This window comes from Ehrlichia ruminantium str. Welgevonden (assembly GCF_000026005.1).
Taxonomy (GTDB): domain Bacteria; phylum Pseudomonadota; class Alphaproteobacteria; order Rickettsiales; family Anaplasmataceae; genus Ehrlichia; species Ehrlichia ruminantium.
Genome location: NC_005295.2, coordinates 93,507 through 109,051, shown reverse-complemented (window position 1 = coordinate 109,051; position 15,545 = coordinate 93,507). Strand labels below are relative to the sequence as shown.

At 30.9% G+C, this 15,545-nt stretch carries 3 protein-coding genes and 1 tRNA gene; 2 read left to right on the top strand and 2 right to left on the bottom strand.

Annotated elements, in window-relative coordinates; all coding sequences use genetic code 11:
* Positions 1 to 340: 340 nt before the first annotated feature.
* Positions 341 to 11,488, bottom strand: coding sequence for a hypothetical protein (locus ERUM_RS00380; RefSeq protein WP_011154750.1), 11,148 nt, complete (start codon positions 11,486 to 11,488; stop codon positions 341 to 343).
* A 411-nt stretch (positions 11,489 to 11,899) separates the two neighbouring features.
* On the opposite strand from ERUM_RS00380, the gene ERUM_RS00375 reads away from it, so the two are divergent.
* Positions 11,900 to 12,802: a class I fructose-bisphosphate aldolase gene (locus ERUM_RS00375; RefSeq protein ID WP_011154749.1), complete on the top strand. Its 903-nt coding sequence runs from the start codon at positions 11,900 to 11,902 to the stop codon at positions 12,800 to 12,802.
* A 4-nt stretch (positions 12,803 to 12,806) separates the two neighbouring features.
* Positions 12,807 to 12,879 (top strand) — tRNA-Cys (locus ERUM_RS00370).
* Positions 12,880 to 14,272: 1,393 nt separating this feature from the next.
* Here the strand turns inward: ERUM_RS00370 and secF are convergent.
* A complete protein-coding gene (secF, locus tag ERUM_RS00360; protein WP_011154748.1) occupies positions 14,273 to 15,142 on the bottom strand; it encodes a protein translocase subunit SecF in 870 nt (289 codons plus the stop codon).
* Positions 15,143 to 15,545 lie beyond the last annotated feature (403 nt).

Here is a 15,545-nt window from a genome sequence, read left to right as displayed (position 1 = left end):
AGTAATTTAAGTGATTATGGATATTAATTATGCCTAACTAATAACCTAACAAACTTTCAAAAACTTAATAACTATATATCATTTTTTAACTGTGCCAATAACAGAACTATACTAATATTATTAACATTTTATTTTGTAATTCATTCTCATAACTTATATTAGTATATCTTATACTTGCTAACTCATATCTTAGCTAATGCCACATATAGCTATATTCATAAATCCAGAAGTACTAATACTTTGAACTAGTAATTTTATAATAAATACACACCTCTTATCCATAACTAAATATGCATTTACAATCCATTGTTTATATTAGCATCACTACCAGAATATCCATTCAGTTTGATACATAGCGTCTTGAAGAAGTCTTAGAAACACGTGTATTTTGTAAACTCAATGGAATACGAGATCGTCTATTACTAGGGTTATTAGGATTATTTTGTATTAGATTACCTGTTACTGGATGCTGACCACTTTGATAATCAACATCAGATAATTCGGTAGAAGCAAGATGTGTTGTAAGATGACTTCTTGCTTTACAAAATCTAGGTCCTCTAGGTAATTGATGACTTCTTTCCTTATAAAATCTAGGTCCTCTACTTCCAACACTTGATGAAAAACTATTACCCACTCTTTTTTCACATAACGAAGGATTATGTAATTCATCATGATCACCTACTAGACCATGCTCTAAACTTGGAGTACAACCTTCTACAAATAAACTATCTACTCTATCAGAACTATTTTGTTGCAAACTTGATATATTATCACTCACATAAGCAACATTGCTATCATCACTTTGGTATAACAAGGGACTATGTACTCTGTATTCACGAGAAGAATGCATATAACTACTTGGCAAGTCTGGATTATTTACTCTATCAGGACTATTTTGTTGCAAACTTGACATATTATCACTCACAGAAGCAACATTGCTATCATCACTTTGGTATAACAAGGGACTATGTACTCTGTATTCACGAGAAGAATGATCTACGCGGTTACGTTGCAAGTTTCTAGCAAAAACTTGTGTAATTAGATCACTTACCATACTAGGACTTAGCACATCATTACTTGCTAAAGCAACATCACGGTCACTACTTTGATCTAATTGAGTACCTGACAAGTTTCGAGCAAAAGCTCCTGCAACAGGTCTATCCATCCTATGAGACAGCTCTTGTTGTAAACCTGGCACATTACTACTTGCTAAAGCAACATCATTGTAACCACCTCCTTGATGCAACGAAAGATTACGTAATCTCTCTTCATAAGAAAAATCCATACGAGTATCTGGCAAATTCTCAGAACGATCTCCTGCAACCAGCCTATCCATTCTATGAGGCAGCTCTTGTTGTAAACTTCGCACATCATTACTTGCTAAAGCAACATCATTGTAACCATCTCCTCGATGTAATGAGAGATCACGTAATCTCTCTTCATAAGAAAAATCCATATGAGTATGTGGCAAATTCTCAGAACGACCTCCTGCAACCAGCCTATCCATTCTATGAGGCAGCTCTTGTTGTAAACTTCGCACATTACTACTTGCTAAAGCAATATCGCGGTCACTACTTTGATCTAATTGAGTACCTGACAAGTTTCGAGCAAAAGCTCCTGCAACAGGTCTATCCATCCTATGAGACAGCTCTTGTTGTAGACCTGGCACATTACTACTTGCTAAAGCAACATCATTGTAACCACCTCCTTGATGCAACGAAAGATTACGTAATCTCTCCTCGTAAGAAAAATCCATATGAGTATGTGGCAAATTCTCAGAACAACCTCCTGCAACCGGTCTATCCATTCTATAAGGCCCTTCTTGTCGTAAACCTGGCACATTACTACTTGCTAAAGCAACATCATTGTAACCACCTCCTTGATGCAACGAAAGATTACGTAATCTCTCCTCGTAAGAAAAATCCATATGAGTATGTGGCAAATTCTCAGAACAACCTCCTGCAACCAGCCTATCCATTCTATGAGGCAGCTCTTGTTGTAAACTTCGCACATTACTACTTGCTAAAGCAATATCGCGGTCACTACTTTGATCTAATTGAGTACCTGACAAGTTTCGAGCAAAAGCTCCTGCAACCGGTCTATCCATTCTATAAGGCCCTTCTTGTGGTAAACCTGGCACATCATTACTTGCTAAAGCAACATCATTGTAACCACCTCCTTGATGCAACGAAAGATTACGTAATCTCTCTTCATAAGAAAAATCCATATGAGTATGTGGTAAATTCTCAGAACGATCTCCTGCAACCAGCCTATCCATTCTATGAGGCAGCTCTTGTTGTAAACTTCGCACATTACTACTTGCTAAAGCAATATCGCGGTCACTACTTTGATCTAATTGAGTACCTGACAAGTTTCGAGCAAAAGCTCCTGCAACAGGTCTATCCATTCTATAAGGCCCTTCTTGTCGTAAACCTAGCACATCATTACTTGCTAAAGCAACATCATTGTAACCATCTCCTTGATGTAATGAGAGATTACGTAATCTCTCTTCATAAGAAAAATCCATACGAGTATCTGGCAAATTCTCAAAACGACCTCCTACAACTCGATTACTTATTTCATCAAAATTATTTCGTCGCAAACTAAATATATTACCATCATCAACACTATCTTGATGTGTAGAATCAAATAATCTATATTCACTATGCTGTCTATGCTCTAAACTCTGATCATAATGTTTCATAAGCATTTCACTACTTCCTTCATCAGCACTACTTTCTTGAAAATTAAATACACCACTATTTGTTGAAGCAAGATAGTCAGTACCGCCGCCATACCACGCAGAATCAAGCAGCCCACATTCACCCTGAGAATCCATATGATGAAGTTGTAAATCTTGACCAAAACTTTCAACACCACTCTTTTCCTCATTTGCACTACCTTGCTGCAAACTGAACCCACTACTACTTGTACTTGCTGACATAATACTAGAAGTACTCTTTTGAGATTCAGGATTAATACGATAATCACTATTAGCCCCCATACTATAGTTATTACCTTGACCAGCCAACCACCGATCAGTAGAATCCATACTATCATTAGAGTAGCGTTGACTCCCCATACACATGTTATCATATAACTCACTTGATGGATTTATAGGTACTGTTTCATCACAACATGAATAAGCACCTACAGTAGCTGGTATCTTTGATTGAGATGTTGAATTTACTACACGCATATTTTGCAAATCATCTTCTGAAAACTGTGAAAACATACCACTAACACTCTCATACTGCACAGCAGAACTATCACCCACACCACTAGCACTCTGAGCTAAATAAGATGAACTTGCTTCTCTCTTTTCCTGTAAAGCTAAATTTTGTAATAAATAACTATACTGATATTCTTGTTCCTGAACAGCAACACTATCAATAACCTGATCAGTACTAGTACTTCCCCTTGTTTCCATCAACGCCAAAGCATCACCTTGATGTTCTGTTCCCTTAGAACTAACATCTTCTTCACTAGTATCCCTAATAACATCATTACTACCTAAACTTAATGATTTGCTAATTTCAGGAAAGCACTCTTGCATCTGCAAACTAGAACCACTATTAGATAATTCAGTAAACAATCCCTCTGTTGATTCCTCATGATTAATTACTCTAGGCGCTAATTTTGTTGCATCTACTTCTATAACACTAATACTACTTTGTTGCTTACTACAGATTTCACTTTTCTTTGATATGACATCATCATATTGTCTAAAAAAATCATATATCACATCAATAAAACTACCATTGTTATTCTGTATAAACACTTGAAATTGATCCACAATAATTGAAGTTGTTCTAAAGAAATTTAAATTTGAACTAGCACCCTTACCATCATATAAGTGACACGATGCATTTCTAAAATAATAACATTGTTGTATAAAATCAAATACAGTACCAGATGACCTACCACTTCTCCTAAGCAGCTTTAAGTTATTATATAATATGCCATCAGACTGTTCTACCATATGTCCAATTTGTTGCACCATATGTCCAATATGAGTAACAATACAAATTATACCAGCATTACAAATAACATGTTGTAATTCCGATACGCTAGTATGTTGCGCTTGAAAAATTAGTGGACAAATACTTAGTACTCTTGATAAAAAGTAAAGTGGGTATTTTGTAACAGCAGAAGACCTATTCCAACAAAATTGGCTTTCATATTTTTCAAAAACCTTTAAAACATGATTTCTTAATTTTTCTAAAGAAACATCTTGAAAACTAATACAATACATTTCTTGTATAAGATCACACAAAAAAGCGTCTAAATCCATAGTAAATATCTTATAGCAGTGCTTAAAAAGCGCTGTCATTGCTTCAAACTTACTATGTGGTCTTATAATCATGAGAAAATTAGTTAGTATGGATAATTTGATAATAGAAAGGAAAAAATCATAATCTCCTTTTTCAGGGAAAAAATCATGTAATACTTTTTCAGCAGATTCTGTTACCACTAAAACTGATGTTTCCTGTCCCTTAACAGGCATAAACAAACTGCGAGTAAGCCTCAAATAATATAACAAATGTGAAAACCGTGTCTTAGACATTGAATCATTAGTAACACGATACTTATTTAATACATACTCTAAACTCATTGGATGATAGGCAATAACAGGTTCTACTCTAGCATCAAAACAAGATAACAAGTTAATTGTATCCTCTTCTTCAGTTTTTAATTCAGAACATTCTACTAGCTCTGGTTTATCTTTCTGTACATCAACCATCTCCTTTTGTTCTTTAATCTTCCTTGCTTTTTTATTTGCCCTCTGACGTTGAGACTTAGTTAACTGGCTTTGTTTCTTCTCTTTCCCTTGTAAAATATTACCAGCAACATCATCTACAGTCTGTTCATCCTTACAAGCCTCTAAAGACTGACTACTCCCATCAACTAGATTTAAAGTATCATCACTAGTACACAACTGAGTGATACTTTCTTCAGATATGAAAAGACCATAATCTTGCTCTGTAATATGACTACTCTCTAATAATACTTTACTTGTATCATCTATAGTATATTTTTCTTCACTATCTTGCTGTTTATCAAGAACTGCTGGTGCATTAGTATCTTCCATAATTTGGAATTTATACTCATCCTTCTCACAGGTAAATTTTTCTTGCTCTAATTCAGAAACTCCAACATCTACACTTGCCAACAATGCAGTATTATCTACTTTCTCTGTTGTCACTACAGCACTTTTGTCTAGATCATCTTTTTGTGACTTTACAGTACTTGTAGCACATATTTCAGTACTTTTCTTAGATTTTTTCCTCTTGTTATGTGACAAAGACCCTTTTACTTTCGGCTTAGCTCCTTGTTTTACATATTGATCATCTGATACAGGATCTACTAATGATCGACTCACAGTAGAATCATTTACCTTTATACCATCACATTCTACTGCTTCATAATACTCATCATTTAATACAGTAGTTATTAATAATTGACCTGCAGTAAAATCATCTAACTTGACACTATCAGTTACTACTCCTTCATAATATTCATCTTGACCTTTAGGATTAAGAGGTACATGATCAACATCAGCTGTTTCAGGTACAACACATAGCTGCCCTTCAGTAGACACAGCTTTAGACTTCTTACCACTAGAAGCTAGCTTTTCATCTTTTGTATCTGGAACAACTTCTTTTACTGCTTTATTGATAATAGAACTTTCTTCATCTTTACCTTGCTGCCCAGAAACCACAAGTCCACTAGTATCAACAACACATAATTTACCCTTGCCTTTTTCATCAACACACTGTTCTTGACTTGGCTCAGAAACCTTAATATCATCACCCGTTAATAACACAGTACTAGCTACATCCTCTACTACAGCACTTTTATTCACCTTATCTTGTTGTGATGTGATAGTTTTAGTGCTACACCCCGCAGTACTTTTCTTAGACTTCTTCTTATTATGTGATACAGATTTTTTCACTTTAGGTTTATCTTGTTGTTCCAAACATTCATTATTTGGTACAGTAGTTATTAATAATCTAGCTGTAGTATCACCTAACTTTACACTATCACCTACTACACCTTCATAACATTCATCTTGATCTTTAGGGTTAAGATGTACACCATCAGCACCAACTGTTTCATGTACAACACATAACTGCTTTTCAACTACAGCCTGAGATTTTTTATCATCTTCACCAGAAACTAGTTTTTCATCTTGTGTTTCTGGAACAGCTTGTTTCACTTCTTTATCTTTACCTTTTTTACTATGACTTTTTTTCTTATTTGCCTTTTTCACCAATTCAGAACTCGCTTCAGTAGTTACTACTTCTGATTGTTTCTTTACTGGTTGGAGACTAACACGACATCCAGGAGCATAGTGCTCTAATAAATCATAATTAAAAGACTGCAAAAATTTATGAAGAAAAATAATAGGATGATTATCCTTGTAATTTCCTTTTTCATATCTGAATAATATCGCTTTATAGTGAAATTTTATGAGTAATACCACACTACTATCAATCTGATTTTCAATTCTAAAACGATCTTCTACATAACACAAAATACGACTTATATCATTTAGATAGTTTCCAAATACTAAATCATGTAATAACATACTCACTGTTTCCCAAACTAAACTCAGTCCTAAAACATTGATCACCTTTGGAGAACAAGGATCTAATCCATCAAGTTGCCCGTCTTGTAGATAAGATGGTATATTAACAAAAAAACCCACCACATCATTACAATCAAACTCACGACTAGCATTAGATATACTAAGTACCTCATATGCTTTTTCATCTAGAACATCAATATCAAGAGTACTATGATTATGATAAAAGAATTCACTAAATAACCGTACTTGTAGTAAATGTATATACTTGATATGACAGTCATTTGTTCCAGTAGCACAATACAACTTTCCACTTAACTGTAATTTTCCATGATCTAATTCTTCTGGAAGTAAAATGCTACCTTGCTCAATAACACGGTTTGATAATACACTAATTTTATCAGAAGATGTTGCCGGATATCTAATCTTAGTAATAATATTATGTAATACTCTTTTTTGAAAGGAGCAATCACTAAAATAACTTGTAGCACTTCCCTGATAAAAACAGATTGATTTGAATTTATTAATCAGCACTAAATACTGATTTGTTTCCTCGTTTTCTATTTTATTTTGCAATGCTAATTCAACTTTTACTGGCAAATTTTCTTCAGATATAAATAATTTTAGTGTATATAAATCTATACTATGATTTAAACTTTCACCAGCTAACATATTGTCTAATATGGTATACCACCATTTACAGAAATATTTATTCAATAAATCATTAATATATGCATCAAAACTTATTTTCTTCTGTTTTGATTGTTTTGTAGAACTAACCTCTTTTCCTTGAGTTACTTCTTCGTTACTCTCTAAAGATTTTATGAAAACTTCTAAAACAACCTCACTAACACTCTGCATAGTATTTAACTTTTTTTTCAACATCAAAGCACTAGTCAGTTGTGAAAAAAATATCTCACGTTTATTATGTTGCTCTATAATCTCTCCAACAACACAGAATATGATATGACTTACTATATCACTAGAATATTGTACAGGAGGCACCATATAAGGTTTGAGATAAAGAGCAACAGTCCTATAATTTAGTGTTTTAATAAATTTAACATCTTGACATTTACTTAACAAATCATCTTTTATTGCAATTATATCAATAACTTTATTATCATTTGATAAACAACTTACAACTTTATCAAGCCCATCTTGACATTCTTCTAACACCCCTCCTACTTTATCACGGCAATATTTTACATTCAATATACAATTACCAAGATACCCTGGCTTTTGCATAGAAATTTTATAAGTAGTCATAACTACTTGCATAATTTCTATAAAATGATTATTAGATAAGTGATCTTGTTGAGAATGTACTTCGCTTATTACATTCAATATTTTACCACAGCATTTAATAAATTGCGTATCAGTAAACATAGAAGGTAAGTTAGGCACTTTATACGATTGTCTTATAGATACTTCAATCATATCATATAGCTTCATATGGTCATTGGTTTCCCTATATTCAGCTATGTTTTCATCGATCACATTAATGATTTCAGAAGGTTTAATATTTTTTAATATCCATACAAAATTTAAGTCATGCAGCAGAGGCTCTTCATAAATAAATTGCTCAATTTCATAATCAAAAACATTAGAGACCTTTATCATGTATTCTATAAAATTAGGGACCTCATATTCTTGAAACTTATAGAGAGCTCTCAAGAGCAATTTCCTCATCAATTTTTTCTCTTCTATAGTATACGCATTAGCATAAGAACATATCATTCTCTTTAACAACAAGTCTGCCATTACAACAGACATACTTTCACAAATATATTTTGTCCCAGAACTAATTACTGGATATAAACATTTTATAGCAAATTCAAATTCAATCTTAGAAGGCAAATATGTATTACATACTATTCCAGAATATAGGAACTCAAAGTCTCTTATAGTAGGGAGGAAACTGATATATTGAATATTATATGGTGATTTATATCGCATCATATTTTGTAAACACACCCAGCTATAATCAGAATTGTTCAGTCCTGACACACCTTCCACAACCCGCCAAACGTAATTTTTCAATAATAACCGGGCCAATACTTGAAGTATACTTCTATGAGGTATACCACCTAATAATCTTATCTCATCAATTACATCATCTGGAAACCCCAGAAACAAAGTCTCATCAATAAAACAATCAGATTGTGCCTCATATCTAGCAGCTGTAATAGAGAAATTAACTATAAAACAAGCGATATGGAGCAACACCTTTTGATAAATTTTATCTTCTATACAGTTTTGATCAAAATAACATAATTTAATCATATTACCAATCAAGACATGTATATCTGTCTTAATGTATCTTACATCAGAAGCAATCTGTGGAACAGCATCAACAATTACAGAAAATAACAGCTTATGTAATTGTCTTTCTGAGATACTTCCATTACTAATAGCCTTATTAATAATATAACACAAAGTGAAAATTGTATATTCATTCGCTTGCATATATTCACAACGTATTTTAATAAGATCACATACAGCTTTAAATATCACATTGAAAATCATCATTGGAGTTTGTAGTTGATAAGACTGTAATTGATCGAAGAGAACATCAGGACAATGACCAATATAATCAAGTACTTTAATAAGAAACAAAGAACTTTTAAGTATTCGTATATCTATTTTATTAAAACCCTGATTCTTTACATCTTGCAACAACATTTCTTCATTTATCATACACTGACTTGCAAAAGTGTACACCTCATTACTAGTTAAAGCAGGCCTATGATTAAATGACTTTTTAATAATGTAATGAATTTGAAGCAGACAATCATCAAATTCTAGAATATCAAATAAAGAATTATTGCGCACATTAACAATATTATCACGTAGTGTCTCTATAAAAAGACTAGGGGCACAGCTTTGTGTTTCAAGTCCCTCTGCAGAATTAGTGATTATTAAATACATAGAATGAAAAACAACAGAACTAGCTATAAATTCAACAACTTGTTGTTCTTGAGAAAACATATCAACATTTTCTGCTTCTAACCTTTTATATGTTATTTCAGAATGTTCTTTTATACCAACAACAGTTTGCCGACACAGATTTCTTACAGAATCTGTATCATATGGCTGAACAAAAATAGCAGATATTACACGAGCAAGATCTAAATCTCTATCACCAATAGCCATGCTATTAATGAAATAATCCCATGCCCTCATTGTTGTTGCAACATAAAATTTAGACATGCCAACAGTGTATCGAATAATAGACCTTATAGCACTAAAAGTAGTTAATGCTAGGTATGTAGAAGAGTTAACATCATCTGACAAATTAATTTTACATAAGATAGCAAGATTAATATTACTAATTTTCTTTAAAAACTCTATACTTATCCTAGGTATATCTATATTAATTGCAAAAAGTAGCGAAGGTTCATAGGATAATGAATATACAGAACTTGCATTAGTCAACACCATGTTGTCAAATTCTACACGTTTTAAATATGATGCTAGATCATCACATAATCTGCTATCTTCCAGCAATGTAAGTAACAAATCATCTACTTTTCTTTTCACCTGATTAATTAATGAAATTAGTAGCACATTCTCTTGCTCATTAAGATGCGGATTAATAATACCATCTTGTATAGAATCTACAGCATACATCAGGTAAGGAACTAATGTGTTAATATCTAAACATGGTCTTATTACTGTAGTACTAACAAACAAAGAAGTTAATCCAGGAATTAACAATTTTTCAGAATCTGTCAGTAATGAAAATTGATGTAATGAAGACGACAGTATCATCACTTGCTCTATAGACTTAGGATATGGTTTCCCATTATTAAATAACGTACTATATTTCCTAGGAGTTACTAATTCATTACAAAAATCTAAACCTGCTTTACTATCAAATAAACCATCTACAGATAAAATTGCTCTAATATCTTGACATGGATTTATAATTAATAGTTTCAGATTATTGAAAACTGATATATCATAATCTATACTTAAAAAGTCTATCCTACCATCTTGCATTTGATGATAAGTATTAGTAGATACTAGCAAAACTTCCAATAAACTCGGATTATCACAATATTTTTCCAATAAAATAACTTTACTGTCAGACACATTTTGTGGTGCAGTAATAAATAAAAACCTTATACCATGAAAATATAGGAGTGTTTCCATAGGACAATTTATTAAAAGTAGTTTTTCTACTTGTTGTCTAACTTTTATATCTTTTTTACTAACATGTTCTACAGATGTTGAAGTTCTAGCACATCTTAAACTTAATTGGGATAATATAGGTACATTATTTAAAACATCTACTAAAGTTTCACAACATTTTGGCTCACTAATAACACAATCAAGCTCTTTTAATGATGGAAATAAGCTTATATATTTTCTAATATGAGTGTCAGTCATAACACCCCTTACCAAAAAATCTATATCCTCTTCAGAATGACCATTTGGATTCTGTTTTAAATCATCATATACTTGCTGAAATAAATCTATATCTCCCATTTTTATACTAGTAATTTTCGATTTGAATTGCTCAAATAGCGGATCATTAACTAGTACAGAAAGAACATAACCATTTAATATATACAATTCTAACGATTCACAATCAGGATAATCTTTTTGAATTTTACTTAATATTCCACCATACCCAGGTATTTTAATTTCTTCAAGAAATACTTGAGGATTACAAAGTATCACCCCATGAAAAACATTGTAATCTGGATGGTATGCTCTAATATTCTTAACATACGCGTTATACCCTATGGATTGAACAAGTCCTATATTAAATATATAATCCCATACAGTAGAATATGACAATGAAACAGTCTCAGCATTAACAACTTTTAATCGAGGTTGTTGGTTAATTAACCGTTCTATGTATGCCATATCAAGTTTTTGATTTAGCATGTGTATTACTCAAAAAATTAATGAATATTCAATTTATTAATATTATTTTTAATATTAATTATTTATTTACTATCTTTTTTAATGTTCTAATATTATGATAAGAAAAATTAAACTTTTTTACAAGTAAAATCCATAATTTCATATTTATTAATATGGATTTATCATTTTTTAAGTCAATAAAATACATTCCAAAATGAACAATGATTGTTCATAACAAAAGCTAATAACAAAGAACAATATTGCCTACACAAACCAAAATAAATTTTGTATTCTACAATATTAAAAAATATAAGAAAAACACTTACTAGATATTAAATTTCAAAAGAAAATAAATACAATATTTTGTACTTGTAGTGACAAAAAAATTTGCTAATATAAGGAAATAATTTTGTTTGAGCATTAAGAAATTTTGTGATTATCAGCAACCATATTAAAGACATTATAAGGTTTTACGAAAGTGAAAATCCAGGCGTTAAGACAAATCTTATACGAATATTGTCACATGGTAAGGTTGGCGGAACTGGTAGATTATTGGTACTACCTGTTGATCAAGGTTTAGAACATGGACCAACAAGAAGCTTTGCAAGAAATCCTGATTCGTATGATCCACATTATCATTTTCAATTAGCTATAGATGGTGGTTTTAGTGCATTTGCAGCACCAATTGGGATGCTTGAAGCAGGAGCGTCTACTTATGCTGGTTCAATACCACTTATACTCAAAATAAATAGTTCTATAGCACTTTCTCCAAGAAGCAGTTTTCCTGATCAAGTAGTGACATCTTGTATAAAGGATGCTTTGAGGCTGGGATGTGTAGCCATAGGGTTAACTATATACCCAGGATCTCACAATTTCTTCTCTATGGTAAGAGAAGTTAGATCCTTAATAACTGAAGCAAAATCTTCTGGTTTAGCAGTTGTAATATGGTCCTACCCACGTGGGGAAGACCTATCAAAACAAGGAGAAACAGCAATAGATACAGTAGCATATGCTGCTCATATTGCAGCATCACTTGGAGCACATATAATTAAGGTAAAACTTCCAACAAGTCATATAGAAAAAGATCCAGTACCTTGCGATGTCTCATCTTTAGAACAAAGAGTTGAGTACGTAAAGTTATCTTGTTTTGCTGGGAGAAGAATAGTTGTATTTTCAGGAGGTGAATCAAAAAGCGATGAGGAATTATTCCAAGAAATACAATCAATAAAGTTAGGTAAAGGAAATGGGTCAATTATAGGACGTAATTCCTTCCAAAGATCTAAAAATGATGCTATATCAATGGTAGACAAAATTGCACAAATTTATAACAGTTAATTAAGGCTGGGTGGCAGAGTGGTTTTATGCAGGGGACTGCAAATCCCCCTATACCGGTTCAATTCCGGTCCCGGCCTCTTTTTTTTAGCTAAAATATATTTTGAGTCGCTTATTCTAAGTTTAAACATGTAAGAGAACTATTTTAACAAACTAAAACTTTCTAAGATTTAATAAAATACTATTTTCATGTTAATCAGTTTTACATACTAAACAATAATTCTTAGTTCAAAACAAAGTTATAATTATACAGATTATACCTGCTATTTTAACTTGTAAATATACCACAACGTTTATTTAACGTTTACCTTATCAAGACTAGAACCTTCTAATAATCCAACATAACTATTAAACCATTTTGATATTTTTGCTATATTATATTTAGAGTATTATAACCACCTTTAAGAGATAACCTATACATGTTGTATCTCTTACATTACTCCTTAACATATAACAACACTATTTTTAAGTGTTACCTTAATCTATATAACTTAGTCATTCATACATAAGGTGCTATACAAATTAGCTTTCATATTCACATAACATATACAACTGTATTCATGACAAAGCCATAATTATAGAATTATAACTTTTTTAACCCTTACATTATATAACAAAACTCCTTAATATTTAATCTTACCCTCAACTAGAATTTGCTAGCAGTAGAAAAGACTATTAAAGTATTTTATATCCAATGTTATATATCAAAACCAAAACATCAGATTTATATTGTAGGCTTGCATATTTTATGTCATGTTTCAAATATATAACAATACTGCCAATATTTACATTGACTGATATTAGAATTTTTAATAGCTCATAATATATAACAATTTCATTTTGACTTTGCATATCTAGATATATAAGCCCCATATTCCAAAACAAAACTATAGATATGCAAACTGTTCTTTCATATAAAGCCTCAAATATATAAATAATATATCCTAATACTGTATCCTAACAAATAGAAATTTCTAATACAACATAAAATACTGTTAAATTCTTTTTATACTTCTTTTAACATACTAGAATAATAGTGTCGTAGCTTATACATTAAAAAACCACTGTATTTATAATAAAATAGATATGATTTTATAAACGAAACAGCCAGATATTACATGCGTTGTATTTAACTATTAAACTTCAACAAATATCAAATAATATTCTTAAATATCAATTTAAGAATATTGTAGATCTTATGTATATAGTATTTAAATAGAAAATGATCTAATAACTAGACACAATCATTTTCTAATCTTAACACTACAGAAATCATAAACTAAATCAAGGCAAAAAGCAGAAGTGAAAATTATTTTTATAAAATCAATTATAAAGAATATTCTTAAATGTTTAAAAAAAGAAATCTTTAAAATTAATACAAAACTGGACAATATGCGATTATACCATTTAATAATTACAAACTAAATATAATAAGACTCTATTACATTACCAATATTCTGTATGGTGCAAAAACTAATTCTTAGATAAAGATGTTGTAGCTATAAATATTGAAGAATATGTACCAACAGCTATACCAAAAAATATTATTATACTTAAATCACGAACTGTACCACTACATAATAACATTAAAGGTATAGCTGCTATCATAGTAGTACCAGATGTCAATATAGTTCTTGATAACGTTGCATTAATACTAATGTTAATAATTTCAGTAATTTTCTCTTTGAGCATCTTTCTAAGTAATTCCCTAATCCTATCATATATTACTACCGAATCATTTACTGAATACCCAATAACTGTAAGAATTGCAGCAGTTGAAGAAAGATTAAATTCAATACCAAGCAAGCTAATAAGGCCCAATGTTAACACAACATCATGTAATAAAGCTATAATACCTCCTAAAGCAAATCTCCATTGAAATCTTATCCATAAATATAAAAACATTCCTAATAAAGAAAAAAGTATTGCATATATACCTTCAAATATTTGCTTATACCCTACTTGTGGACCAACATAGTCTATTTTTAAATAAGTAACATCACCTAATATTTCTTTCAATATTTCCTTGATTTTTTCAATGCTATCAGTTTTACCTAAGTTTTGTTCATTTTTAAAACGAATCATTAATTCCTTATTATTATTGTTAAAACTCTGCACAGAAAATCCTACAAATCCCCTCTCCTGTAGTTTTAAATTAATATCTTTAATATCTACTTGATTTACACGCAGTTCAATAATTATACCACCAGCAAAATCTGTACCAAAACATATACCCTTAAATAAAACAAGTAAAACTGATAAAATAACTAGAAGACTACTACAAGATATAGCATATACTCTATATCTAAAGAAATCTACATTTATACCACGAAGAAAAGTCACTATAAGAAATGATCAATTAATTACTTAAGCCTATGTTATTTCTGATTCTTATTCAAGAAAAAATCTTTTCATCTTAATTTGACAAAATATAGACATTTCATATCACTTATATATCATCACTATAACATAAGAGTATATTAAATATATACAAAAGTTACACACATGATAAAAATCTTCAATATCATACAATATAACTAAATTTATAGAACTTTTACTATCTATTTATATATTGAATGAATCATTAGACTAAACAAACTGCCTTAATTTTACTAAGTTATGTAAAAATTAAAAAAATTCATTACGGTATAAATCTAGACATACATATAAATTGACATTATACAATAATATAAAATGCATTCGTTAATCATAGTTTATTACATGCTTTGCATATTTCATTTTTACT